The 26,979-nt window shown below is 41.2% G+C and carries 17 protein-coding genes, 1 pseudogene and 3 riboswitches; of the genes and pseudogenes, 15 read left to right on the top strand and 3 right to left on the bottom strand.

Annotated elements, in window-relative coordinates; all coding sequences use genetic code 11:
- Positions 1 to 105: pseudogene (locus tag ACQKFG_RS27575) on the top strand (D-cysteine desulfhydrase); the annotation flags it as partial.
- 371 nt (positions 106 to 476) lie between these two features.
- Here ACQKFG_RS27575 and ACQKFG_RS27580 read toward each other — a convergent pair.
- Complete coding sequence (locus ACQKFG_RS27580) at positions 477 to 659, bottom strand: hypothetical protein (RefSeq protein WP_192207602.1); 183 nt, start codon at positions 657 to 659, stop codon at positions 477 to 479.
- A 379-nt stretch (positions 660 to 1,038) separates the two neighbouring features.
- On the opposite strand from ACQKFG_RS27580, the gene ACQKFG_RS27585 reads away from it, so the two are divergent.
- From ACQKFG_RS27585 to essA, 7 genes are all read left to right on the top strand, one after another.
- Entirely contained in the window at positions 1,039 to 1,953 is a 915-nt protein-coding gene (locus ACQKFG_RS27585; RefSeq protein WP_192207603.1) for a nucleoside hydrolase, read from the top strand.
- Positions 1,954 to 2,534: 581 nt separating this feature from the next.
- On the top strand, positions 2,535 to 2,825 hold the full coding sequence (locus tag ACQKFG_RS27590) for a WXG100 family type VII secretion target (protein WP_034306171.1): 291 nt from the start codon (positions 2,535 to 2,537) through the stop codon (positions 2,823 to 2,825).
- A gap of 96 nt (positions 2,826 to 2,921) precedes the next feature.
- Complete coding sequence (locus ACQKFG_RS27595; protein WP_053537134.1) at positions 2,922 to 3,161, top strand: EsaB/YukD family protein; 240 nt, start codon at positions 2,922 to 2,924, stop codon at positions 3,159 to 3,161.
- Between the two features lie 71 nt (positions 3,162 to 3,232).
- Complete coding sequence (gene essB / locus ACQKFG_RS27600; RefSeq protein WP_427564240.1) at positions 3,233 to 4,564, top strand: type VII secretion protein EssB; 1,332 nt, start codon at positions 3,233 to 3,235, stop codon at positions 4,562 to 4,564.
- 30 nt (positions 4,565 to 4,594) lie between these two features.
- A complete protein-coding gene (essC, locus tag ACQKFG_RS27605; RefSeq protein ID WP_427564242.1) occupies positions 4,595 to 9,076 on the top strand; it encodes a type VII secretion protein EssC in 4,482 nt (1,493 codons plus the stop codon).
- On the top strand, positions 9,069 to 11,996 hold the full coding sequence (gene esaA, locus ACQKFG_RS27610) for a type VII secretion protein EsaA (RefSeq protein WP_427564244.1): 2,928 nt from the start codon (positions 9,069 to 9,071) through the stop codon (positions 11,994 to 11,996). Before essC ends, esaA begins: the two co-directional genes overlap by 8 nt.
- Positions 11,983 to 12,465: a type VII secretion protein EssA gene (gene essA, locus ACQKFG_RS27615; protein ID WP_192207607.1), complete on the top strand. Its 483-nt coding sequence runs from the start codon at positions 11,983 to 11,985 to the stop codon at positions 12,463 to 12,465. The genes esaA and essA overlap by 14 nt, the downstream gene beginning before the upstream one ends.
- Positions 12,466 to 13,326: 861 nt before the next feature.
- On the opposite strand, the gene ACQKFG_RS27620 is transcribed toward essA, so the two are convergent.
- Together ACQKFG_RS27620 and ACQKFG_RS27625 are read right to left on the bottom strand one after the other, a co-directional pair.
- On the bottom strand, positions 13,327 to 14,277 hold the full coding sequence (locus ACQKFG_RS27620; protein ID WP_427564246.1) for an ABC transporter substrate-binding protein: 951 nt from the start codon (positions 14,275 to 14,277) through the stop codon (positions 13,327 to 13,329).
- Positions 14,278 to 14,280: 3 nt separating this feature from the next.
- Positions 14,281 to 14,826, bottom strand: coding sequence for a hypothetical protein (locus ACQKFG_RS27625; protein ID WP_427564248.1), 546 nt, complete (start codon positions 14,824 to 14,826; stop codon positions 14,281 to 14,283).
- Between the two features lie 157 nt (positions 14,827 to 14,983).
- Positions 14,984 to 15,203, bottom strand: a riboswitch (cobalamin riboswitch).
- A gap of 188 nt (positions 15,204 to 15,391) precedes the next feature.
- Between ACQKFG_RS27625 and ACQKFG_RS27630 the strand changes: the two genes are divergently transcribed.
- From ACQKFG_RS27630 to ptsG, 7 genes are all read left to right on the top strand, one after another.
- Positions 15,392 to 16,348: an AAA family ATPase gene (locus ACQKFG_RS27630; RefSeq protein ID WP_353871381.1), complete on the top strand. Its 957-nt coding sequence runs from the start codon at positions 15,392 to 15,394 to the stop codon at positions 16,346 to 16,348.
- Between the two features lie 32 nt (positions 16,349 to 16,380).
- Entirely contained in the window at positions 16,381 to 17,541 is a 1,161-nt protein-coding gene (locus tag ACQKFG_RS27635; RefSeq protein WP_427564250.1) for a DUF58 domain-containing protein, read from the top strand.
- Entirely contained in the window at positions 17,538 to 19,730 is a 2,193-nt protein-coding gene (locus ACQKFG_RS27640; protein WP_427564252.1) for a DUF4129 domain-containing transglutaminase family protein, read from the top strand. Before ACQKFG_RS27635 ends, ACQKFG_RS27640 begins: the two co-directional genes overlap by 4 nt.
- 36 nt (positions 19,731 to 19,766) lie before the next feature.
- A riboswitch (purine riboswitch) is annotated at positions 19,767 to 19,868 on the top strand.
- A gap of 142 nt (positions 19,869 to 20,010) precedes the next feature.
- Positions 20,011 to 21,567: a glutamine-hydrolyzing GMP synthase gene (gene guaA, locus ACQKFG_RS27645; RefSeq protein ID WP_286182404.1), complete on the top strand. Its 1,557-nt coding sequence runs from the start codon at positions 20,011 to 20,013 to the stop codon at positions 21,565 to 21,567.
- Positions 21,568 to 21,794: 227 nt separating this feature from the next.
- Positions 21,795 to 21,896: riboswitch (purine riboswitch) on the top strand.
- A 106-nt stretch (positions 21,897 to 22,002) separates the two neighbouring features.
- Positions 22,003 to 23,334, top strand: a complete 1,332-nt coding sequence (locus tag ACQKFG_RS27650) for an NCS2 family permease (RefSeq protein ID WP_063235528.1) — start codon at positions 22,003 to 22,005, stop codon at positions 23,332 to 23,334.
- A gap of 153 nt (positions 23,335 to 23,487) precedes the next feature.
- Positions 23,488 to 24,330, top strand: coding sequence for a glucose PTS transporter transcription antiterminator GlcT (gene glcT / locus ACQKFG_RS27655; RefSeq protein ID WP_353871383.1), 843 nt, complete (start codon positions 23,488 to 23,490; stop codon positions 24,328 to 24,330).
- A gap of 215 nt (positions 24,331 to 24,545) precedes the next feature.
- Positions 24,546 to 26,615: a glucose-specific PTS transporter subunit IIBC gene (gene ptsG, locus ACQKFG_RS27660; protein ID WP_349730257.1), complete on the top strand. Its 2,070-nt coding sequence runs from the start codon at positions 24,546 to 24,548 to the stop codon at positions 26,613 to 26,615.
- Positions 26,616 to 26,979 lie beyond the last annotated feature (364 nt).

A 26,979-nucleotide genomic window follows, 5' to 3' on the forward strand; every position in this document is an offset into this window, starting at 1 on the left:
ATCGATTTAATACAAAAAGGCACCTTTAAGCCTGAGGATAACATTCTATTTGTTCACTCTGGTGGAGCTTCATCGTTATACGCCAATACTTCTCTTTTTTATTGAATTATATGGCGATAGTGTGAAGCAAAAAACAATAGAGTGGAAGGCAAAGGAGCTTCTGGTTCTAAGTAGAGGTATATAGAATCAGCCCAATGAAGCCGTACCAACTAGTATAGGAATGAACTTATCTGATTTGCTATAGACTTTAACAATGCTTTCTCCTGGTGTGGGATAGAATATGATGAAAGTTATCCCGTTAATAGACCATTAAATAAGGTTTGTTATGTTGCATTAGGAAAACATTCACCATAATGTACTGTCCTTTCCTTCCACATATTCAGTTTTTTAGTCGCTGGTTCGATCCCAGCGCCTTCCAAAGGAAAATCTCCATTTGGCTATGCTGCTTACAGCTTAACCAAATGGAGATTTTTAAATCAATGGATGGAAACGAATTTACTCCTCAATTCCTCTTCCGTTACTTCGATCTTTCCTTTCAAATCTTCAGCCAGTAATACATAACTTTTCACGCCAATGAATTCTGAATGTGATATTAAAAAGAAATTTGTTCCTTTTTTATATGCAGAAGGAACATCTTCAATCAACTTAAACATTTTCATCCTTTTTCCACCTTGGATATCATAAATTCGAAACGCGAGTATTCAAACTGCTTTTGTAGTAGACGTAATAGTATTGAACAAGTTGATGAGGAATTGGTCACTACTAGGATATAATTTCTTCTTTTCACTTTTTATATCATTCATATTTATGAGCGGTCAACTATTATTACCGGTCGATACAAGAAGGGGCTAGCATTGTCAATTGTTTGCGAATTAAGAGTATTCCTAACTTTCTGTGGAACTGCCTATCGTTGAATGTTAAAATTCAATTGGAAAACAGTGTTTCGTGATACATAAGAAAGAGAAAAGAGAGGGCAATCAATTTGTTATTTCTTTATTGAAAAGCTCTCAAAAAGTGATTTTGGAAGGTGTGGAAATATTGAAACCAATCATATTTGATGTTGATACTGGGATTGATGATGCCATGGCAATGGCATATGCTTTAAATTCTCCGGAATTGGAAGTGCTCGGATTCACCACTTGCTTTGGTAACGTGCCCGTTGTTGAATCGACCCGCAATACACTTGCCGTTTTGGAAAAATTAAATAGGCGCATTCCGGTTTTTGAAGGTGCTGACCAAACTTTGGTGCGCGGAAGGAAGAAGAAATATCCGAAGCATGTTCATGGGGAAGACGGGTTAGGAAATACTCTTCAGTTTGAACCAACAATCAAAGCATCACAAGGAAATGCAGTAGATTTCATTATCGATCAAGTGAAAAGCCGACCGCATGAAATTACGATTATTGCAGTTGGACCACTGACTAACATTGCATTGGCGATTAAAAAAGCCCCAACGATCATGTCATTAGTAAAAGAGGTCGTTATTATGGGCGGTGCCGTAAACGTACCAGGAAATGTAACGCCTTATGCTGAAGCGAACATAATATCAGATCCTGAAGCAGCTGATCAGGTATTTGCTTCAGGACTGCCAATTACCCTAGTGGGCCTTGATGTGACACTCCAAACATATCTGTTGAAATCGAAGCTTGATGATTGGCGGGCCACTGGTAAGGAAAGCGCCAAATTTTTAGCGGAAATGACCGATTATTATATGAAAGCATATGAAAATTCCCATCCAGGCTTGGGCGGTTGCGCCCTTCACGATCCGCTTGCTGTCGGGGTTGCGGTTGATTCAAGTTTTGTGAATACAGAACGGATGAACGTCAAGGTGGTGACCGAGGGTGAAGAAACAGGCAGGACAATTGGTCAAAAGGATGGCGAATCTGGAATCCGCGTCTGTACTACTGTGGAAAGTGGTCGGTTTTTGAAACATTTTTTGGAACGGGTTATATGACTAAGCAACGTAATTGAATCATGTATTATAAAGGCCATCACTTTTCCAAAACCTTTGGGAAGAGATGGCCTGTTTCTGTTGGATAGACCGATTCCCGCTATATGACGTATTCCTACGCCGAAATAATAGGCCGAAAAAAGCGGAATCAGTTCAAAGTATCTTTGTAAAGCAGGTCCCCCGTTCAATCGGATGTCCATTTCTGAATGATTTGGGATCGGTCATTTCTAAAGGCGAACAGTATGGAAACGTTTGATTTCAGGTTTTAATCAAACGTTTGATTAATTGGCTAAAAGAAGTCTAAAGTCACTATTATTATGGTGTAAACCATATTATTGGATGATGGTTCTGAAATATTAGGTATAAGGAACTTTTTTTACCATAAAAAAGTAAAAAGTTAAAAAAAAACTAAAAAATGGGTTTGAAGGTTTGGGAAAACAGGTACATAGACTTTCATAATGCCATATTTAGGTTTTTTTGCATAATCATAATTTACCATTTTTCGACTTTGCGCTTATTTATATGGCAGAAATTGTATGGTTCTATTAAAATGTACTATATAAGATAAAAGGAGGGTTTTTTCTATGTCACAAATTCGTGTAACACCTTCGGAACTGAAAGATGTAGCTAGACAATACGATAATGAAAGCCAACAAGTAACGGATATGATTGGTCGTTTAGATAGAATGAGAGATCATTTAACTGGTATTTGGGAAGGTTCTTCCAGTGAGGCTTTCGTAGGCCAGTACGAAGAATTAAAGCCTTCATTCATGGATATGGCACGTTTGTTGAATGAAGTTTCTCAACAATTGAATAAATCAGCTCAAATCCTTGAAGACACAGATAATCAGATTGCTAGTCAAATTCGCGGATAATCATTAGGTCAATGAGATAAAGAATTTTCTAGGAAAAAGCGCCGCGACTCTTTATGAAGATCGTGGTGTTTTTTTGCTTTAAAAGAGGTGGTTTCCATATATATTCAACTGACGATCGATTTAAACAGGTATACAGGGGAAGTGTTTGATTTGCAAGTGTCGAATTACCGCTCCATCAAGAAGGTTGTGGAAATAATATGGCAGGTAAAGGATATTGCCAGTGCACCTAAAGAAGGCTATTGGGTGCGGGTCCAGAATAAAGAGTTCGTATGTTCAGGTTATGAAACCCTGCTTGATAGCGGAATTACGACGGGGGACCGCCTTGAGATCCTTTAATGGGTTAAGTGTGGACTCTTTATAGGAAAAAAGTCTAAAGCCCTTTAGCAGGGGTAAAGGAGTTACATAAAATGGATGAGAAAAAATCCTCATATCTGGAGAAAAAAACAGAAGCTGCAATGATGAGGGATGATAAGGGGCATTCGTTCGTTTTCCAACGGGCAAAACTATCGATGCAAGACCCACTGGAATTACAGCTTATTCATGAAGCGGATGATGCTCTCCGGAAACATATAGAAGTGACAGAGGACGAGGTGCAGATCAGAGTAAATCCACCAGCCTCTTTTTTTGTTTTTTCAAAAGCTAAAGATAAAAATCCATTGAGTAGATGGTTAGCGTCTTATCAAATCTTGAAGAAAACCAGGAATCATGAATTGAGTCGCCTGCAACTAGTCGTCTGTCCAGAAAATATCGTTTTTGATTCAAGCTTGGCCCCATATTTCCTGCATTATGGTGTAAAAGACAGTTTGCCTCCTTATGAGAATGATCAAGATGAGCTATTTAAAGAAACGAAGGCAACGATTTCAGCGCTTGTGGATGGACAGTATACATTCGAAGAGTACCTGCTTTACCATAAAACACTGAAACTATCGAATGAATCACAAAGTATATTGGCATCGGGAACATGGGATGAGCTTTCCACGGTCATTCAAAATCGGATAGATGCTTTAGAGAAGGAAGAAAAAGCATTTGTGCATATCCCTGAAAAGAAATGGAAAACGGGCCGTTATACACTTTGGGGTACGGTGATCGTTCTAGTGCCACTGCTGTTGTTCACGATTTACACACTATTTTTCTCCCACCCTAAGCAGGAAGCATATGTAGCAAGCGGTGAAAGCTTCTTAAAACAAAAATACAGTGAAGTCATTGACCGTTTGGAAAACTACGATCCGAAAAAAATGCCGTATGTCGTTCAGTATGAACTGGCGAAGTCCTACGTCACTTATGAGCCATTAGATGATGTCAGGAAGAAGAATGTAGAAAATGCAATCACATTGCAAACCGATAGTCAGTACCTCCTATATTGGATTTATATAGGCAGGGGCATGAACGAGGACGCGATCGATTTGGCGAGAATCATGGAGGATCGCGAATTGATTATGTATGGGCTGGTAAACCAGAAAGAACAAATTAAGTTGGACGATAACCTTTCAGGGGAAGAAAAGGAAACGCAAATTAAAGAAGTCGATACTGAGTTGTCCCAATATGAAAAGGAAATAAAGGAATTGCAAAAGCAAATGGAGGAACAGCAAGATCAGAACCAGCCTTCAACAGAATCGAATATAGAGGATAAAGGCGCAGCGGAGGAAAAACCTGCTGTAAAAGAAGAAGGGGAAAAGGAATCTGCTTCCAAGGATTCCTCCAATAAATCATCTGAAGAAAAAGAGAAAAGCAAAGAGTGAGCAATGGGCCTTTTGCGGAGGTGAGATTTAATGAGTTTATTATGGATTTATTCTAAGGAGACCTACCAATCCTTTACGATCAAGGACGATCATAACGGTCCAATTACGATTGGCCCATCAAAACAGGATACGATCACGGTTTATTCCATTCCCTTTGAACATGGTTCCATCAAGCTAAAAAAACATGAAGGACTTGATGGATATGAGGTGTTTAGAGAGGACAAGAAGCTTGGCGATGTAAAGCCATTCCAAAGCTTCACCTTTCATGAAGGAGAAGAAACGGTCGGGATTTTTTATACAGCAGGGGAATTGGAAGAAAGCCTCTATTATATAGGCAATTTGAAGGAAATCACTTTATCGGCCAAGGTGGGAGCGACTATCCGTAAAGAAGGACCAGTTTCAGGCAATGGATTTTCCTTTTTGCTTCATAAAGGGCAGTGGCTTCTCATGCCAAAGGAAAATAGCACGATATTCCTGAATGGTGAAAGGGTGACGAAGACTGTTCCCATTCAAAATGGTGATCTGATTTGCTGGCCGAATATGGTGTTGAGGTTGGTTGAAGGCGACTTATTGATGATTCACTGTGCCGAGAGCTATGAAACATCTTTATCTAAAATGAAGAAGCCAATTTCTGAAATGAAAAAAAACTATCCACAATATCGCAGGACACCAAGGATGATCTACGAATTGCCGGATGAGAAAGTGACAATATCTTTTCCGAGCCAGGAATCGGAAGATAATAATAGAGGGTTATGGCTAATCCTTATGCCACCTTTAATGATGCTAATCGTCATGGGGGTCATCACGGTCATTCAGCCTCGGGGCATTTTCATCATCATATCGATTGTGATGTTCACAACGACTTTAGTTACCTCGACGGTACAATACTTTAAAGACAAAAAGAAGCAAAAATTCAGAGAAGAAAAACGTCAACGTGTATATACAAGGTATCTAGAACAGAAGAGGGAAGAATTGCAAGATCTGTCTGAGACACAAAAGAATGTGCTGTTCTATCATTACCCTTCCTTTGAAAGGATGAAGCTTCTCACTGAAAGTATCAGCGACCGTATATGGGAGCGAACTTTGGAAAGTGAAGATGCCCTGCACTTTAAGATCGGAACGGCGACCATACCCTCAAGTTATGAGGTATCCGTAAATAGTAGCGATATGTCCAATCGGGATATAGATGATTTACTTGAGCAGTCACAAGAACTGGTGGATGTATACAAAAACCTGGATGATCTTCCGTTATCCATCGATTTATCAAGCGGATCGATGGGCCTGGTCGGAAAGGAATCGATTGTTAAACGGGAGCTGCAACAATTGATTGGGCAACTGGCCTTTTTTCATAGTTATCATGATGTTCGATTTGTGGCCATTTTTCCGGAAAAGGATTACCAAGAATGGGAATGGATGAAATGGCTCCCTCATTTTCAATTGCCGCATGCCTATGCAAAAGGCTTTATATATAATGAGCAATCACGTGACCAGATACTGACCTCGATTTATCAGCTATTGAGGGAAAGGGATTTGGATGAGAACAAAGGGAAAGTGAGATTTACTCCCCATTTTGTCTTTATTGTCACGGATCGTAATTTAATTGCGGAGCATGTCATATTGGAATATTTAGAAGGCAAAACAGACGATTTAGGTATCTCGACGATTTTTGCAGCGGATGCAAAAGAAAGTTTGACTGAAAATGTCCATACGCTTGTGAAGTATATAAATGATCTTGAAGGTGAAATTCTTATCCAGCAAACGAAGGCCGTTCATACTCCTTTTAAACTTGATGCCCATTCAAAAGAAGGGAATGAGCGATATGCACGTACGCTGCGTTCACTAGATCATCAAAAAGGCATGAACAATTCCATACCGGAAACGGTATCATTTCTGGAATTATTGAAAGTTCGTGAAGTGGAAGATCTGCCTATTAGCCAAAACTGGCGGACCAATCAGTCTTCCAAATCCTTGGCAGTTCCCATTGGATTGAAAGGGAAAACGGATAGGGTTGAATTGAACTTGCATGAAAAGGCCCATGGCCCCCATGGATTGGTTGCTGGGACGACAGGGTCGGGGAAAAGTGAATTACTGCAAACCTACATCCTATCATTAGCCGTTCATTATCATCCGCATGAAGTTGCTTTTTTGCTCATTGATTATAAAGGTGGCGGAATGGCACAGCCATTCAGGCAGATTCCGCATCTGCTCGGAGTCATTACGAATATTGAGGGAAGCAAGAACTTCAGTGCAAGGGCATTAGCCTCCATCAATAGTGAATTGAAGAAACGCCAGCGCTTGTTCGATCGATATGAAGTCAATCATATCAACGATTACACGGACTTATACAAAGAAGGCAAAGCGGATGAACCGTTACCGCATTTATTTTTGATATCAGATGAGTTTGCGGAACTTAAAAACGAAGAACCGGATTTCATCCGTGAATTGGTGAGTACGGCGCGTATTGGACGGAGCTTGGGAGTTCATTTAATTCTTGCTACACAAAAGCCGGGCGGTGTAATTGATAACCAGATTTGGAGCAATGCCCGTTTTAAAATTTCCTTGAAAGTGCAGGATGCCAATGATAGTAAGGAAATTCTTAAAAATAGTGATGCGGCAAATATTACTGTCACCGGACGGGGATATTTGCAGGTAGGAAATAACGAGGTTTATGAATTGTTCCAGTCTGCGTGGAGCGGTGCACCATATTTAGAGGATACGGTTGGATCTGAGGATGAAGTGGCACTTGTCACGGACCTCGGCCTTGTTCAAATCTCAAATGTATCGGAACAGATCACTAATAAGAAGAGAGAAAAGATTAGTGAAATTGAAGCCGTGGCAGATCGAATTGTGGCGACACAGGAAGTAATGGATATTAAGAAGCTGGCAAGCCCATGGCTGCCGCCTCTTTCAAATCGTTTATCGAGAAATGCTGAAAGAAGCTTGACGAGCAATCAATTCCACTTGGGAATGAAGGATGAGCCCGAATTGCAGAGCCAGACAAATTATGTATATAACTGGATTGAAGATGGGAATATTGGGGTTTTTGGTTCTTCCGGATACGGCAAATCAACCACCGTTTTGACATTTCTCTTTAGTTTTGCAGATCAGTTCAGTCCAAAAGAGCTGCATTATTATATTTTCGATTTCGGGAATAGCGCTCTATTGCCAATACGACAGCTGCCTCATACAGGGGAATACTTCAGGTTCGATGAGTTAAGGAAAATTGAAAAGTTCATGTTATTCATGAAGGCGGAAATGGAAAGGCGTAAGCAGCTTTTTTCAGAAAAGGAGCTTAGTAACATAAAGCTTTATAATGCATTAGTGGAAGATAAATTGCCGATTATTTATATCGTCGTCGACAATTTCGACTTAGTGAAGGATGAGATGCAAGACCAGGAAGCGCAATTCGTTCAGTTTGCACGTGATGGACAATCACTTGGAATATTCATGATCTTAACGGCAACGAGAATCAATGCGATTCGCCAGCCGTTAATGAATAGTCTTAAGACGAAGGTCGTCCATTACTTAATGGACAGTTCGGAACAATATTCAGTTTTGGGGAGAACCCCTTATGAAAATGAACCTGTTCCGGGTAGGGCGTTGGTGAAAAAGGACCAAACCTATCTAACGCAGGTTTATCTACCAGCCGATGGTGCGGATGATATAGCCGTCTTGGAAGAAATGAAACAAGCCGTGGCAGAACATAAGGTTACATATAAGGAAACAGCCAAACCGCCGGCGATTCCGATGTTACCGGCACATCTTGATTCCAGCAGCTTCAAGAGTTACTGCTCACAAGCCATTAAGAAGGATTCCATTCCAATCGGGCTTTCAGAGGAAAGTGTTGCACCTGTTTTCGTGGAGTTGAATTCCAATCCATTCCTGCTTGTCGTAGGACAGTCACGTAAAGGGAAAACGAATGTACTTAAAGTGCTCTTGGAATCGATGCTTACACAGGAAATTGGGGAAATTGGTTTATTTGACGGAGTTGACCGTGGTCTATCCTCTTATGCTATAGAGGAGAAGGTGAGCTATGTGGAAACAAAAGATCAGATAACCGAATGGCTCGATCATATCTCTGAAATCTTTGAAGAACGTGAGCGAAGTTATCTAGCGGCATTGGAAAATAAACCGATGAAGCAACTGGAATTCCCACGGATCATGTTTGTCATAGATAGCATTTCAAGGATCCAGCAAACGATAGACGGCAGGATCCAGGATAGGATCAGCAGTTTGATGAAACAGTACAGCCATCTCGGGTTTAGTCTGATTGTCGCTGGAAATGCCAACGACTTCACGAAGGGGTATGATTCTTTGACTACCGAATTGAAACAAGTCAGACAGGCTGTTTTGCTTATTAAAAAATCGGACCAAAGCTTGTATACCCTCTCCTATTCAAGAAAAGAAGAAGAAATACAGCCGGGTTACGGATACTTTGTGCTGAATGGCCAGGAGAGTAAAATCCAAATACCACTAAGTGAAGAAAGAAGGAGAGTGCAAGAAAGTGTCTGAAAAAATAAAACCGATGCTATTAATCGGTAAAATACTGGTGATCTTAGCGCTGCCGATCTTGTTTTTTTCTTATATTGGACAAAATCCAATGAAAAAGACAGAAACGGCTTCTCGTGAAATCGCCATTGTAAATGAAGATAATGGCACTGAATTTAATAATAATCCTATTTTCGTGGGCTCAGAGCTTGTTACTACATTGGACAAGGATTCTGAATATCAGTGGTTTGTGGTTAATAGAAGCACGGCGGAAAGTGGGCTTGCAAATGAAAAGTATGATGCAGTTATATATTTTCCATCCGATTTTTCAGAGAATATTTATACGTTCGATGATGAACAGCCTGTCAAGGCGGGGATAAAGTACAAGGTACAACCTAGTTTGAATGCAGAGAACATGGAAAAGGTACAAAAGGAATTAGAGAAGACAAAGAGTAAAATGAATAAGCATATTTCAACACAGTATTGGAGCTATGTTTCCCAATCGGTAGAGGACATCCGTAAGAAGTTCGATAATGTCCTTGCTAAAGAAATCGCTTTTCAAAACACGATGTATGAGTTTTATACTCCAAGCTCGGAAAGCCTTGCCGGCGAAATCAAGCAGCATAAGGACATGCTTGAAGGAGTCTTTACCCAAACGAAGGATGCTGGCAAAACGAGTAATGAAACAATGGATGAAATAGGGAACACCAAGACTCAAATGGCTTCCTTTGTAGAAGATGTAGTTTCTTTTGAGGAATATCAAAAAGCTCAAAGTATTCTTTTTGAGAAGGCTTCGGCTCAAAATCAGCAACTTGTCAACGAGAGTGTTCAATCATATGACAAGGTGCTGAATGAGGGGAACCAGTCGATACCGGAAATTCAGCAAGGGATGAATACGAAATACAGCCTTAATGATCAAGGCATTAGTGAGAATGTTGGTATCATGCAGCAGAAGATCGATTCCAGCAGTAATGAATTGGAACAATTTTCGACAAGCATGAAAGACAAACAAGTAGAACAAATTACGAAAATCACCCAAGAACAACAAAGCTCGATTGAACGATTGAAACAATCGGAAGAGGCGGGTCTTGATAACCTACAGTCTACCTTGCTTGTGCAAAGAGGAAATCTTGCAAGCAGCTCTGGTGATGGGGAGGTCATTGGTGAAGGAACGACGCCTATAGAAGATATCGAAACGGAAACGGGCAAAGATGAATCGGTTGCTGCACCTGAAAAGAAGGACCCGATTGATGAACTGTCGCTACAGGTACTGCTGGATCAAATCACTGGGATCAACACGGCACTTGAAAGTTTGGTGCCGGCAGAAGGAAGTGAAGGAGCTGCTGAACAAATCAACATCCTTACAGCAGAACTCCAAACGGAAATCAATAATCTCAGCGGAACGGTAAACGGAAGGACAGGAAATTATAACCAAGTGATAACTGAGTTTAATACACTGGTAGATTCGTATAATGAGCTGCTGGCACAGTTTACGCAATTACAAGCTGATTATAATGAACTCGGCACGAATTATAAGGATTTAGGTGACCAATGGAAAAAGTCACAGGAAGATATTCAAAAATTACAGGACATCCAGAGTATGACAATCGATGAAGCCATAGCAGAAATCAAGACTCTCGAACAGTCACTTCTTGGAAAAGTGGGGGGAGAAAGGCGAGCGGTGCTGGTGAGGGCCTTTGAGAATCCTATCACCAATCGGGATTCAACCACCCTCCTTGCCTATTACGGTTCACTCTCATCTTATGGGGAATTGGCTGAAAGAGTCACGGAAGCAAATGTAGATAAGGTATTTGCAGCTAATATAAAAGAATTGGAAAACTTGAAAAATGGGGTTTCCGGAAACGTAGATGAAGAAGCGAAACTCGTTAAAGCCAGCTTAGCAGGAGTCAATGAGAACTTCGGCATGTTCTCAGATTCAATTAAGGGGTATATGAAAGAATATGATGCCAACGTAGAAACGGGGCAGAAAGCCACTTTAGCTGAATTAGCGGCAATTACCGGCAAGGCTCAAGAAGTGTCTGCCAATTTGTCTGATCATATGGAAGTTCCTGAAATGGAGGCTGAACCTCCAGTTAATCTTGATGGAGAAATGTTTGTATCACTTCAAGACAATACGGCAACAACTGTCGGCTTCATTTCCGAACTTGTCAATTCTGTAGCGGAACGACAGGACACGGTCACGAAGGATACAGCGGACCTGCAAGCGAAAGTGGGGTCAGTTCAGGAAAGGGCCGATCAGCTTAATGACAATTGGTCCCAAAATGTGGACTCAACCGAAAGAATCAAGACGGACGTATATAGTGTCTTGAACAATACTCTAGTCGATGATCAGCAGAATGGGTATGTGTACGAATATTTAGCGAATCCCGTACAAATCAGCGGGGAAGTCCTTCATCAGGAAAAGGTTAATATTCCGCCAATCGTCATGTTGGTGATCATTCTCATCTCTGGGTTATTGATTGGTTTCTTCCTGCATCATTATGAAACCATTCCAATGATGGTCCATGCGGCCTTGTTTACTTTATTGAACCTGATCGTAGGTTTAATCATCAGCATGTATGGTTTGAAGATCTATCCGCTGGGAGATATGCAGGAGATTAAATGGACCGTATTCACCGTCCTGCTTTTATTCTTCTGTGCAGCGTTTACCCGACTAGCGTTCTCGATTGGGCCGTTTGTCGGTGCTATCCTGGTGATTGGTTTGATCAGTTTCTTTACCATTCCATTATTGGATTTAATCATGCCTAATTTCAATGTAGACCACCCGGTTGCGGACGTATACATGTCCATACAATTCGGTAATCAGTCGGCATTCATTCCGGCTAGTATCATCTTGATTGTGCTGACGCTTATTGCAACGATCATTCCATATATAGTGAAGCGTCTTACAGAAAGAAGAGCAATGGCCCATGAAGTGGAATAAATATGTAATGCCTGTCTTGCTCATCCTGTTTTTTAGCCATGCACCTCATGGCGGGGCGGTAGAGGAACCTATGGTGGAGCCCAATGAATATCAAGAAAAGGAAATTGATATTCAAACGGAGTATTTCCATGAAGAAGGATTGTTGGAACAGAAGCGGAAACTGCCTGAAGAACAAAAGGACCTCACTTTTGAAAGAGGGAAATATGATGCCGTTGACTCGGTGAAGGACTCACTGTTTCTGTCTCCTGTAATGGAGAATCAGAATAATACCATCGCTTCAAAATCAGAACAGCTTGGATTATTCTCGGAAGTCGCCATTCGAACGAGAAGCGAAGAAGAAATAGAGCCTTCCCTTAATTTTGACTTGACGATATTGCTCGGCATCGTTTTGGCACTTTTGGTCGTTTGTTTGTTTTTTATCCTTATCCCGAAAATGGGGAAGCTGAATGGAGATGTTAATCGAAAATGAAAACAGCCCGATTCCTGGCATAAGTCTGGAATCGGGCTGTTTTGCTACATATCCATAACGGTTTTAATAAGCCCTAAAAGAAGGGCGGCTGCGATGATTAAAATGAAAAATTTTTTATACATGATCAGTACCTCTTATATTTTATGAGTGGATTGCGTTCATTTTAGCATAAACAAGACAGAAATGAGGTTTCCTTAAAATGTACAGATCGGTGGGGCGTGGCTTCAATGTCCAGATATCGGTGCGGAAAATTATGAAAAGGTGGACCATTTATTGGAGTTTGCCTGCCGTTTTTTTATGGCTTGTACAATTTGGACGTTGATTTCCGCTAAGGAAACTCGCTTTTCGCGGGTGGTCAGGGAGCCTCCTCGGCTTGCGCCTGCTGGGTCTCCTTAGGCGCGCATTTCTAAGCAGGAGTCTCGTACCTTTCTCTTCAATCAACTTTGTTATAACATTTAGATAGTAACCATACCTGAGGACTGGCGGGCATATGTGTCAGATGCATATCATCTGCGTAATCATCATGGTGTAAAAAATGGATATCCGAAATACAAAAAAACAATTTGGCATGTATTCGCAGATGCAAATGAAAAGCATGGTATTCGTTGGATTACATTAAGGGGACTTAAAAATAGTCGATACAGACGACGATGCTCATTTCGCTTTCAATAATTAAAAGAAGATGGCCCATAGGACATGGCAAGGTTCAAAAATGGCTTAACATAGTCGATCGTAGAGCCTAATTCTCTTAAACCTGGCCAAAATTGGTGTTTCTAAAAGGGGTTCGGAATTTTTTAATTCCGAACCCCTTTTGACTACAAACTTAGATGCACCGATTAATTGGCGCATCCTCTTATCGTGTTATTTGAACAAGTCAGGATAGACAGTCTTTGCTGCGAGTTCAACAGCTTCCCCGATCCTTGGTCCAGGACGTGACATGATATTTTCATCAAGTAAATGGACTTCATCGTTCTTCACCGCATCGATATCTTCCCAGCCCTTACGCGATTTAATCTCACCAATGGCATCATCTGCATACGTGGCCGTGGTGAGGATGGATTTAGGGTTCCTTTTGACGATTTCTTCATCGGATACTTTAACCCAGCCTTTTTGGTCATCAAAGATGTTATTTATGCCGGCAGTGTCCAGAATTTCATTTTGGAAGGTCTCCGATCCTGTTGTATAGATTTCCGGAGCAGGGCTAATTTCAAAGTATGTTTGCTCCTTTTCATCTACAGTTTTCACTTTTTCTTCGACATTTGTAATTTGGGATTTGATATCTTTCACTAATTCATCCCCTTTTTCGGCTACACCCATCACTTTAGCAATCTGCCCGATATCACCATATACATCATCGAAATTTGCCGCAGATTTAATGATGAATACAGGGATGCCAGCATCTTCAAGTGGTTTCAGTGCCGTTTCATCCCCAATGGAATAAGCGATGATGGCATCAGGTTTCAAGGCAATGATTTTTTCTGCATTGATGTTAACGGAGTCTGAAACATGTTCGATATCCTTCGCTTCCTCTGGATAATTATCAAAGTCGGTCACGCCAACGACTTTATCACCCTGTTCAAGGGCAAATAAGATTTCAGTATTGCTTGGCTGAAGTGAAACGACCTTTTCCGGGATTTTCTCGAATTTTATTTTTTTACCAGAATCATCCGTAACGGTATAGTCCTTGATTTCTTCGACCTTTTTACTATCTTTATTATCCTTTGAGGATTGATCATCGTTCACTCCGCATCCGGTGAGGAAAAGCGTAAGCATCAGCATGGAAATCCAACTGAATCCTAGGGTTCTCTTCATTATTTATTCCTCCGTTTTCTTTTTCATTGGTTTGGTTGGGTATGATTTACTTATAAAAGGAATCTCCTTGATCCCCTGTTGCTTATTGACGTAGACTGCCATCACGAATAATACATTTGCAAGCAAGTGAGCGTAATCAAAAAGAATTCCTGGAATTTCCTTTTCTAGACTTACCTTGAGTAAAGCTCGCACGGACTTTTTGGCCTCACTGCGGCAAGTATGCAAAGTACATGCTGCGGTTGATCCTTGTGGAAGGACGAATGTTTCGATTCGATCCCTCACTTCAGCGACATATCGGTCGTAGATTGCACTTAAGCGGTCGAGATCATCGCCGGTAATGGCTAAAATCCCACGGACTGAGCCGTTTAAATGGTAAACCATGGGCAATAATTCCATTAAGTCATGGTATACATCGGGGACGTCCTCAGTAAGCGAGGCGGCCAAGCCGATCTGTGTCGTCAATGAGTCTGTGCGGATTTCAAAATCGACGGTCGATACTGACTCACGCATGTATGGGTAGCATAAAAAACGAAAGTCTTTCTTTGCCATAAATCTTCCTCCTTTTACGTATTGGGTGAATGACCTCCGTATTGCTTTTCCCAGCAAGACAAATAGCCGACCAAGAGTTTTGGTCGGCTTCGGGCATCTATATATCTGTAGTAGAAAAAGATGGGAGAGCCGTACAATCTCCTATCTTCCGAAGAGCATAATACGATGAAAAAAGGCAGGTCTCCTGGCTTGTGCGTCATTTTACTCTAAGAACCTTCCCATTTGGGTTAAATGGCCGGTAGTCGGCGAGCGATTACATCCTCAAATAGTGGTAAACATCTTATTTCATTAGCACTTACAGTTGCGGAAACAGCTTCGGTTTTAAACCGAATTCCCTATTAAGCTGACAATGCAGCACCATTTTCTGCAAGATTCATATTCACTTAGCAACAGTTTACCATACCTTTTTCAATAGACTGCATTAATATTTTTAGACAAATTCGTTTATGGTTTACCGAATATCTAGTAAACTTACAATGTAAGGTTTAATTGGTGCTTAATGTAAAATTTTGATATAGAAAAGGTATGAAATAATGGTGATACTGTGAATCCCGGGAGGTAGAGAATGAATTATAAGCAAGTCAATCAAAAACTGGAAATGGTTCTGGGGAATATCGAAAAGGTGATTATCGGAAAACGGGATATAGCAGAACTAAGTATCGTGGCACTCCTTTCCGGTGGACATGTTTTATTGGAGGATGTTCCGGGCGTGGGGAAGACAGTCATGGTAAGGGCACTAGCAAAATCTATAGGTGCAAGCTTTAAGAGAATTCAATTCACACCTGATTTACTTCCTTCTGATGTTACTGGTGTTTCGATCTTCAATCCTAAGGAACAAGAATTCATTTTTAGGCCAGGTCCGATAATGGGACATATTATTTTAGCCGATGAAATTAACCGGACCTCGCCGAAAACTCAGTCTGCATTACTTGAAGCCATGGAAGAGGCAAGCGTGACGATTGATGGTGTCACAAGGAGATTGGAGAAGCCGTTCTTCGTAATGGCGACACAAAATCCGATCGAATACGAGGGGACGTATCCGCTTCCGGAGGCTCAATTGGATAGATTCCTATTAAAAATGAAAATGGGCTATCCGGGTGTGGGAGAAGAGATAGAGGTTCTTAATAGAGCTCAATACACGGTACCGCTTGATGAGCTGGAAGCCGTCATCACCTTGGATGAATTGATAGAATTACAGGCTGAGGTAAAAGCTGTGATAGTGGATGACACAATAAAACGATATATTGTTGAATTGGCGAATCGAACACGTACTCATGAAGGGGTCTATTTAGGTGTAAGCCCGCGTGGATCGATAGCCTTGATGAAGGCAGCCCAGGCTTACGCGCTGGTCCAGGGCAGGGACTATGTTCTGCCGGACGATGTTCAATATTTGGTTCCATTCGTATTTTCCCACCGGCTTATTTTGAAACCTGAAGCGAAGTATGATGGCTTCGATGCTGGAATGGTGATACATGAAGTTGTGGCGACAACACAGGTGCCTGTAAAGCGGGCTATGACCTAATGCGCAAATTCATCAACATTTTAAGGGGAAATATGAGTGTGGTCGGACTTGTATTACTCATGACCGTTTCCTTTTGCTATGCAATGTTTCAAGGTGGTTTTGTCAGTTGGTTCATTTTTTATTCATTTTTGCCGTTTTCTGTGTACGCTTTGATTCTGCTGTTTTATCCGCTGCATGATTTGATCGTTGAGAGAAAGGTCAATAAAAGGGAATGCCAGGCCGGCGAATCTGTTGAAATAGCATTGACGTTTATCCGTAAAAACCGGCTGCCCCTATTATTTATGGTGGTAGAGGAGGAATTCCCTCAGCGTCTGGAAGATAGGGGATTCCAAAGGAAAGTCATTATCTTTCCGGGATTCAGGCGTACCTTCAGCATGTCATATACCTTGGAAGACATGGAGCGTGGAGAGCATTCATTTCAATCGATCCGCTTTTGGGTTGGGGATTTTTTCGGGTTAGTCGAAAAGGAAGCGATATATAGTTCACCTCTGAAAATAACTGTTTTTCCTCGTTATCATGAGCTTGCCTACAGTGATATTGATCGAGTGTTCAATCAGGGGGCAGTGGTTTCAACAAAGAAAACACAACGGGAACATTCAGTGATATCCGGAGTAAGGGAATATCAGCCAGGCGATCAGTTGTCATGGATTAATTGGAAGGCGACGGCCAGAACGAGTGAAATCATGACGAAGGAATTCGAAGTGCAGAAAAACCGGGATGTATTCATCATGCTTGATGTAAAGCCGTCGGATTTATTCGAAGAATCCATTGTAATGGCGGCTTCCGTTGCTCACGCCATGTTAAAGAAAGGCATGGAGATTGGGTATGTGAGTATGGGGTCGAGGATGATCATACCGGCAGCAGCAGGCAATAACCAGAAACGAAAGATTTTTTACAGACTTGTTAAAGAAGAGCCGAGTGTTGTAAACGCATTAAATGAAAATGTCAGGAAGGGAATTCTTCCGGCAAACGCTGCTGTAATATTCATCGTTTCAGACTTAACTTTAGAAAAGGTGGACATATTGAGTGCTTTCCAGCCTAATCAGGGATTAATGTTATGTGTTAAGAAACAGGCAAATCTTACTGATGAGGAAAGGTTATCAAGTTCTACAGCTGTTTCGAGGGGGATGAAGGTTAGCTTTTTTGAACAGGGCCAACTAAAGTTTGATAGATCAGAGGTGATGGCAAAGTGAATGTCACTACCGAAAAGTTGGAAGGATACATGCATGTCTTGATGTATGTATTTGGTCTGTTGTTGATTACTGAATGGTTAAGGCCTGTCGATAAACTCACCGATACAGGTAATATCATCATTTTTATTTTATTTTTGCTCTTTTCCCTGCTGCTGCATTATTTCCGCCTACATTGGTCAATCCGAGTTATTCTCAATAGTGCTTATATAATGATTTCATTACAGTTCCTCCATTCAAACGACGCTTTATTTCAATTGTCATGGCTGAAAGGATTTCTAGCGGATTTTAAGGGCAATCTTGGTTTCATATATGATGGGAATTGGGAGTTGATCACAAATCCATTTCGAACGTTGTTATTTTTTGTCCTTCTTTGGCTTGTAACATACTTGATCCATTACTGGGTGATGGTGAGGCAAAGCATCTTTTTCTTTTTTATGTTAACGGTGATTTTTATATCTGTACTAGACACATTCACTCCTTATGCGGGGGATATGGCAATGATTAGAATAATCATCATCGGCTTCTTGATGCTAGGCCTGCTGTCCCTGCTGCGTCTGACGATACAGGAGAGGATCAAGTTTCAGATGGCTTCCATCAATAAGTGGATCTTGATGCTGACCGGCATGATATTGGTAAGTGTCCTTGTTGGTTTCGCTGCCCCGAAGCTCTCTCCGCAGTGGCCGGACCCGGTGCCTTATATTACTTCTTATTCTGATAAAGCGGGGAAAGAAGAAGGCGGTTCGAAGCGTAAAAGTGTGGGATATGATGAAGACGATTCGGAGCTTGGCGGTTCGATAGAGCCGGATAGTTCCATCGTTTTTTATAATAATGCTCCTGCAGGACATTACTGGAAAGTTGAGAACAAGGATATTTATACCGGTAAAGGGTGGGATTCCATACTGGAAACGGACTTTCACACTTTTTCCAACGGACAGGATATGGCATCTTTAGGTCTTCACGACGTTACTGAAGTGGTGAGGACAGAAGGAATGACGGCAAATGTGTCCATGATGGAATCATATTCCCATATCCTTCATCCGCAATCCGGGTATTTAAAAAAGATTGAGGCCAAAAACGGGAAGGATTTCAAATATTATCAGGGAATGGACAAAGTTATTTCCGAACAGGATAATGGCGAACGACTTTCCCTGAAAGAGTATGAGCTTAGCTATGATATGCAGAGTTTTGATATAGCTGAGTTAAGGAAGGTAACGGATCCCGACGGGTCGATGGATTTAATAATGGAAAAAAACACTCAGCTTCCAGAGGGTTTGCCAAACCGGATATATGAATTGGCATCCCGGCTTATAAGGAATGAAACGAATTGGTACGATAAAGCAAAAGCCATTGAGGATTATTTTGACGGACCTGAATTCATTTATTCTAAGGATGATATTCCCTATCCGGAGAGCAATCAAGATTATGTCGATCAATTCTTATTCGAGACACAGATAGGGTATTGTGATAATTTTTCAAGTGCAATGGTCGTTTTACTAAGAGCCGCCAATATGCCTGCAAGGTGGGTAAAGGGTTATACGGAAGGGGAAAAATCAATCCTTGATGGCGAATCCGTTTATAAGGTGACCAATAATAATGCGCATTCCTGGGTCGAGGTTTATTTTGCAGGGATAGGCTGGGTTCCCTTCGAGCCGACAAAGGGTTTTGATGGGGAAGTTGAATTTTACGATTCGGAATGGAAACAGGAAGTGAAGAACACTGAAGAAACCCCAATTAATAAAGAGCAAACAAGGAAAGAGGCCAAGGAACGTCATGATACACCTGATAGGGAAACTCGATCACCCTTGAAAACAGGGAACATGGAATGGTTCTTAAAATGGACTGCCATCACACTGTCAGGTGTAATGATACTTGCTTCTATTGGTTATTTCTTCAGAAGGAAGTGGATTCCCCATCTGCAGATTCTTCGTTATAGAAAGAAAACCGGTGCTCATTTCTCGACTGCCTATTTAATATTATTGAAACAGTTAAAACGAGCTGGTTTGGTTCGTCCGGAGGGGCAAACTTTAAGGGAGTACGCCGCCTATGTGGATGCAGTGTACGATACGGATGAGATGAGTGAATTAACGGCTAAATACGAGATAATGATATATCGTGGAGACGTGGAAGATGGCGAATGGAAACACTTTCAAAAGGGTTGGGAAAGTTTAATGAGAAAAACTAGCTCTTGACCAGGTTTTTATTATATTGATACAATAACAAAAACTAACTTAAACTAATATATCCTTCATATATCCTCGATAATATGGATCGAAAGTTTCTACCGAATCACCGTAAATGATTTGACTATGAAGGCGGATTTTAACAGGAAAGCTGAAAATCTGCCTTCGTCTATACTTTTTCTGTATTTTTGAGGGTGGATTTTTAGTTTTTCTTTTTTTATGATAATATTTTTTATAAGAAATTATCACTCGATTTTATGAGTGAATTACATTGATAGAGGTGACGTTTGTGCCGGGGAAAACAGAATTGCAAAAAAACCAGGAAATGATCGTAGTACTTGATTTCGGAAGCCAATATAATCAATTGATCACTCGTCGTATCCGCGAATTTGGTGTGTACAGTGAGCTTCATCCTCATACAATTACTGTAGAAGAAATCGAGAAAATGAACCCAACGGGAATTATTTTCTCAGGTGGTCCGAACAGTGTTTATGATGCAAATGCATTTGGTTGTGATGAACGCATATTCGAAATGGGCCTTCCGATTTTCGGTATTTGTTATGGAATGCAGCTTATGACTAAACATTTTGGCGGTAAGGTGGAGCCAGCGAAAAACCGTGAATACGGAAAAGCGACACTTTCCATTCAAAATGAGTCTAAGTTATTCAGCGACCTGCCGAAAGAACAAATCGTCTGGATGAGCCATGGTGATTTAGTGGTGGAAACGCCTGAAGGTTTCAAAGTTGATGGGACGAACCCGTCTTGCCCAATTTCGGCTATGAGTGACGAGTCACGTAAATTGTATGCCGTGCAATTCCATCCTGAAGTCCGTCATTCGGTTTACGGTAATGACATTTTGAAAAATTTCGTATTCGGCGTTTGTGGCTGTAAAGGTGACTGGTCAATGGAGAACTTCATTGAAATTGAGATGGAGAAAATCCGCCAAACGGTCGGAGATAAAAAAGTATTATGCGCATTGAGCGGCGGTGTGGATTCATCCGTGGTTGCTGTATTGATCCATAAAGCGATTGGCGATCAGCTGACATGTATTTTCGTTGATCATGGATTACTTCGTAAAGGGGAAGCTGAAGGTGTAATGGAAACATTCAGTGAAGGCTTCAATATGAACGTAATCAAGGTCGATGCAAAAGAACGTTTCCTATCGAAACTTGCTGGCGTTTCAGATCCGGAACAAAAACGGAAAATCATCGGTAACGAGTTCATCTACGTATTCGATGACGAAGCAACGAAGCTTGAAGGAATTGATTTCCTTGCACAGGGTACACTTTACACAGACATTATCGAAAGTGGTACGGCCACTGCACAAACAATTAAATCGCATCATAACGTTGGCGGACTGCCGGAAGATATGCAATTTAAATTGATTGAGCCTTTGAACACTCTATTCAAGGATGAAGTACGGGCACTTGGAAGTGAAATGGGCATTCCGGATGAAATCGTTTGGCGTCAACCATTCCCGGGTCCAGGTTTAGGTATTCGTGTATTAGGCGAAATTTCAGATGAAAAACTTGAAATCGTTCGTGAATCTGACCATATCTTACGTGAGGAAATTAAAAAGAATGGTTTGGAACGTGAAATTTGGCAGTACTTTACGGTGCTTCCTAACATTCGAAGCGTTGGGGTAATGGGCGACGCGCGTACGTATGATTATACAATCGGAATCCGTGCGGTTACATCCATTGACGGAATGACGTCCGATTGGGCAAGAATCCCATGGGATGTACTTGAAATCATCTCAACGAGAATTGTTAATGAAGTAAACCATGTAAACCGCGTGGTGTATGACATTACGTCTAAGCCGCCTGCAACAATCGAGTGGGAATAGAAGATTAAAATCATCCAATCAGTGAAGGAATTAACCTTCACTGATTTTTTTTGGTTAAAAACATTTTTTTGAATATGTAGATTACTTACATTTCCCGTATGTTGGCGAATATATAGCCATAATAAGTAAGAGATATATAGCGAAAAGCGAACATTTCCTAAAATTGCATAAAAAATATTCGTTTGGTATATTGACGATTATTTTAGTGATTGGTACACTATACCTATAATAATAAAAAACATAATTGTCGTATAATATTGGGGATATGGCCCAAAAGTTTCTACCAGGCTGCCGTGAACGGCTTGACTACGATGTGTATGGATTGGCGAGTATGGATAAACCGCCACTTCTTTACATGACTGCAGTCAAGCCCCGTTCAAAAGTGAATGGGGCATTTTCTGTTGGCTTATGATTTTATGATAGGGGAGACTCATAATGAAAAATTATTTTCGGTTTAACGAGCTGGGAACTAATTATCGCCGTGAAATACTTGGCGGACTAACTACATTCCTTTCAATGGCATATATCCTGGTTGTTAACCCTGTGATGCTGACTTTACAAAGTATCGAGGACTATCCGGATGAATTGAGAATGGACTACGGAGCGGTTTTTGCAGCTACCGCCTTAGCAGCCGCAATTGGCTCGATATTGATGGGACTTATAGCCAGGTATCCAATCTCGCTTGCCCCGGGCATGGGATTGAATGCTTTCTTTGCTTTTACAGTTGTACTTGGTTTTGGGATTCCTTGGCAGACGGCTTTATCAGGGGTATTGATTTCAGGTATAATCTTCGTTTTGCTTTCCCTATCGGGAATACGTGAGAAAATCATTAATGCAATTCCGGTCGAATTGAAATACGCAGTTGGAGCCGGTATCGGTTTGTTCATTACCTTTGTAGGGTTTCAGAATGCTGGAATTATAACGAATGATGACAGCGTACTTGTCGGACTGGGCGACTTGACATCAGGAAATACTTTATTGGCTGTGTTCGGAATTGTCGTAACCGTCATTTTGATGACGAGAGGCGTCAAAAGCGGCGTGTTCATAGGTATGGTCATCACGGCCATTGCAGGAATGATCTTTGGACAAGTTCCGGTGCCGGAGAAAATAATCGGTGCCGTTCCTAGCATAGCGCCAACATTCGGGGTTGCGTTCGATGCCTTCGGAAATCCCGGTGATCTCTTCACTGGTCAAATGCTAATCGTGATATTGACCTTTTTGTTCGTAGCTTTCTTTGATACAGCCGGTACGTTAGTGGCCGTTGCGCAACAAGCTGGACTAATGAAGGATAATGTTCTTCCTAGAGTGGGAAAAGGATTACTTGCTGATTCATTATCCATCGTTTCAGGTGCAATTCTTGGTACATCCACCACGACATCATATGTAGAGTCTACATCAGGTGTTGCTGCTGGTGCTCGAAGCGGTTTCGCTGCTGTGGTGACAGGCTTACTGTTTGTCCTATCCCTTTTCTTCTTCCCGCTTCTTTCAGTTGTGACATCTGCGGTGACTGCGCCGGCATTGGTTATAGTCGGAGTATTAATGGCATCATCACTTAAAAATATTGACTGGCAAAAGTTCGAAATTGCGGTTCCGGCCTTCTTTACGGTCATCATGATGCCTATGACATATTCAATTGCGACAGGTATAGCTTGCGGATTCATATTCTATCCAATCACCATGTCGATGAAAGGTAGAGCTAAAGAGGTTCACCCGATCATGTGGGGTCTTGGAGTCGTCTTCCTGCTATATTTCATTTTCTTGAAGTAATAATGCAAGTAAGAAAGAAGAGTCCCGATTTCGGGGCTCTTCTTTCATGTTGTAAGAGAAAGCTCATATCGTGTATAGTAAAAGGACTAAGTACTAAGTACTTTATCCTGTATGGGGCATAGAGATGACTTTGAGAAAAAAAGAGGGAGAAAAATGAATGGTTTTATCGTTGAAAAGGTTTTGAACAATAACGTGGTGATTGCCACTCATCCGTCGTATGGAGAAGTTGTTTCTATTGGAAAGGGCTTAGGCTTCAACCGAAAGAAAGGCGAAGAGTTAAGTCCGGAACTTGCGGAAAAAACGTTTGTCCTGAAAAATGTTAAGGAACAGGAAAGTTACAAAAAACTTTTGCCGCAGATCGATCAAAATCTTCAAGCTGCCATTATAGAATCCATTCATCTCATTAACGACCGGGTAACTGGGAAACTCAATGAACATATACATGTCGGTTTAACTGATCATTTATTGTTCGCCCTTCAGCGAGTTTCGCAAGGAATGACTATCAAAAACCCATTCTTGAAAGAAACGATAACCCTTTATCCTTTTGAACATGATATTGCTGTTGATGTAATCGAATTAATCCAAGATAAGACAGGCATAGGCCTGCCCCAAGGGGAAATCGGTTTTATTACGCTTCATATTCATAGTGCAATATCAAATAAAGACTTATCGGAAGTCAATCAGCATTCGCAGTTAATCTATCATCTTATCCAAATCGTTGAGGAACAGCTCAACGTACAAATTAATAAGGATAGCATAGACTATTCACGTTTGGTCCGTCATTTAAGATTCATGATAGACAGGGTGTTGGCTGGGGAAAAAGTTGAGGAACCCGAAAAAATAGCAATGCTATTGAAAGAAGAATATCCTCTGTGTTACAATATCTCTTGGAAGCTAATAAAAATTATGCAGCAGAAATTAGGCAAACCGGTTTGTGATGCGGAAGCTGTCTATTTAACGATGCATATCCAACGATTACAAAAGAAAATAAAATAAAAGAACATTAACTTACGTGTTACTGATTCGATCAGGCATAAGTGAGGAGAATGATTGTTATGAAAGAGGGTATTATATACCTGAATTTTCATTTCAATCCTATCTTTGCTTATGCCTTTTTTGTATTTGAATTCTGATGCGTGGGAAGATGAATACCATCGTTTAATGTAACCGTTTTATTAGCGTGGAAAAAACAGTAAAGAGGAGGAAAGCCTATGTTTAAGAAGTTGTTTGGTGTTTTGCAAAAAATCGGAAAAGCTTTGATGCTTCCTGTAGCCATTTTACCGGCGGCCGGAATTTTGCTTGCATTTGGTAATGCATTGCAAAACGAAACTTTGTTGGATATCGCCCCGTTTCTTGCGAGTGGCGGAGTGGAAATGGTTGCATCGGTAATGGAGAATGCCGGAAATATTATTTTTGGGAATCTTCCCTTGTTGTTTGCTGTTGGGGTCGCGATTGGGTTAGCTGGCGGAGAGGGTGTTGCCGGCCTGGCTGCGATTATCGGGTTCTTGATTATGAATGTAACGATGGGAACCGTTCTTGGGATTGACGCTGCCGACATTGAGAACAATGGTGCGGTGTATAGCAATGTTCTGGGAATTCCGACGTTAGGGACGGGTGTGTTCGGCGGTATTATTGTCGGTGTCATGGCTGCTGTTATGTATAATAAATTTTATGAAATTGAACTGCCTTCATATTTAGGATTCTTTGCAGGTAAACGTTTTGTACCAATTGTAACGGCCGCAAGCGCAGTTATTCTTGGGTTGTTGATGATTTTGGTTTGGCCGACGATTCAATCGGGGTTAAATTCATTTTCCGAAAATATGTTGGGTGCTAACCTGACTCTGGGAGCTTTCGTGTTTGGGGTTGTAGAACGTGCGTTGATTCCTTTTGGATTGCATCATATTTTCTATTCGCCATTCTGGTTCGAATTTGGCAGCTACATCCCTCAAGGTGGGGGGACGCCAGTCAGAGGAGACCAAGCCATCTTCATGGCACAAATTAAAGATGGTGTACAGAATTTAACGGCAGGTACCTTCATGACTGGTAAGTATCCATTCATGATGTTCGGGTTACCAGCTGCGGCTTTGGCCATTTATCATGAAGCAAGACCGGAAAGAAAGAAAATAGTCGGGGGCTTGATGGCTTCTGCGGCACTTACATCTTTCTTGACGGGGATTACTGAGCCACTTGAATTTGCATTCTTATTTGTTGCACCGGTACTTTTCGGGATTCACTGTTTGTTTGCGGGTCTATCATTCATGACCATGCATTTACTGGACGTAAAAATCGGGATGACGTTTTCAGGTGGGTTGATCGATTACGTACTGTTCGGTTTAATTAATCCGCAAACCAATGCATGGATCGTTATTCCGGTTGGTTTGGTCTTTGCGGTTATCTATTACTTTGGATTCCGATTTGCGATAAGGACGTTTAACCTTAAAACTCCTGGCCGTGAAGTGGAAGAGGATGAGGAAGCTGAAGGATCTGCAAGTACAGCTGGAAGTCTTCCTGGAGATATCTTGGATGCTATGGGCGGAAAAGAAAATATTTCTCACTTGGATGCATGCATTACCCGTCTTCGTGTATCAGTCAATGACATCGGTAACGTTGATAAAAATAGGTTGAAGAAACTTGGTGCCGCTGGAGTTCTGGAGGTGGGCAATAACATCCAGGCAATCTTCGGACCGCGTTCAGAAACTATCAAGGGACAAATGAAAGATATCATCGATGGAAAAAGGCCTCGTAAAGTTGAAGCATCTCCTGAAGTAGGCGTGGAAAAGCAAATTGAGGATGTCGTCCCGAAACCTTTACGGACGGATGAAGTTTCCGAGCGTTTTGTTTCTCCTATTAAAGGGGAATTAAAACCGATCACAGAAGTGCCTGATGCAGTTTTTGCTGAAAAAATGATGGGTGATGGGTTTGCAATTGTACCTGAGGAGGGAGTGGTTGTTTCTCCTGTAGACGGTACTATCGTTAACCTATTCCCTACTAAACATGCAATAGGTATCGTTTCCGAAGCTGGACGTGAAATCTTGATACATGTCGGGATCGATACAGTTAAGTTAGAAGGCAAAGGTTTCGAAGCGCTTGTTGCTCAAGGAGATAAAGTGACAAGTGGACAGCCGCTGCTTAAAGTTGATATAGAGTATGTCAAAAACAATGCCAGCTCTATCATTACGCCAATCGTCTTTACTAACCTTTCCGAAGGTGAAACTGTGAAGATTGAAAAGGCGGGAAATGTAAATAGGGAAGAAGCGGACGTAATTTCCATCAATAAATAATCATTAATAAAAGGAGGGGAGCTATAATCAGCTGCCCTCCTTTTTTGATAATTCATTAGCAGAGTCCGGCTTTTATAGAAAGAAAGTGGTTCATGAAAAAAATAAACGGAATTTTAAAAGATTAAATTGACTTATCTATTTGCGAGTGCTAATATATTAAATACACCGCTTGAGACAAAAAGGATAAACAAGTAAATGATAACTTGTTGTTGACTTTATGTTTGAAAGGTGTTATAATTAAAAAAGTCGCTAAAGAAGCGATGGAAAATATTGCTCTTTGAAAACTGAACAAAACAAAGCGCCAACGTTAAATTTTAAGTGAGCACACACTATTAAAAAAGCAAATGAGCAAGTCAAACATTTC

Origin of the sequence: Peribacillus sp. NPDC076916 (assembly GCF_050269675.1) — a bacterium.
In the GTDB taxonomy this organism is placed as follows: domain Bacteria; phylum Bacillota; class Bacilli; order Bacillales; family DSM-1321; genus Peribacillus; species Peribacillus aracenensis.

Bases quoted from the DNA above. Each gene is read 5' to 3' on its own strand.
- ACQKFG_RS27580 (WP_192207602.1), bottom strand. From the start codon at position 659: ATGAAAATGTTTAAGTTGATTGAAGATGTTCCTTCTGCATATAAAAAA.
- ACQKFG_RS27590 (WP_034306171.1), top strand. From the start codon at position 2,535: ATGTCACAAATTCGTGTAACACCTTCGGAACTGAAAGATGTAGCTAGA.
- essB (WP_427564240.1), top strand. From the start codon at position 3,233: ATGGATGAGAAAAAATCCTCATATCTGGAGAAAAAAACAGAAGCTGCA.
- essC (WP_427564242.1), top strand. From the start codon at position 4,595: ATGAGTTTATTATGGATTTATTCTAAGGAGACCTACCAATCCTTTACG.
- essA (WP_192207607.1), top strand. From the start codon at position 11,983: ATGAAGTGGAATAAATATGTAATGCCTGTCTTGCTCATCCTGTTTTTT.
- ACQKFG_RS27620 (WP_427564246.1), bottom strand. From the start codon at position 14,277: ATGAAGAGAACCCTAGGATTCAGTTGGATTTCCATGCTGATGCTTACG.
- ACQKFG_RS27625 (WP_427564248.1), bottom strand. From the start codon at position 14,826: ATGGCAAAGAAAGACTTTCGTTTTTTATGCTACCCATACATGCGTGAG.
- ACQKFG_RS27630 (WP_353871381.1), top strand. From the start codon at position 15,392: ATGAATTATAAGCAAGTCAATCAAAAACTGGAAATGGTTCTGGGGAAT.
- ACQKFG_RS27635 (WP_427564250.1), top strand. From the start codon at position 16,381: ATGAGTGTGGTCGGACTTGTATTACTCATGACCGTTTCCTTTTGCTAT.
- ACQKFG_RS27650 (WP_063235528.1), top strand. From the start codon at position 22,003: ATGAAAAATTATTTTCGGTTTAACGAGCTGGGAACTAATTATCGCCGT.
- glcT (WP_353871383.1), top strand. From the start codon at position 23,488: ATGAATGGTTTTATCGTTGAAAAGGTTTTGAACAATAACGTGGTGATT.
- ptsG (WP_349730257.1), top strand. From the start codon at position 24,546: ATGTTTAAGAAGTTGTTTGGTGTTTTGCAAAAAATCGGAAAAGCTTTG.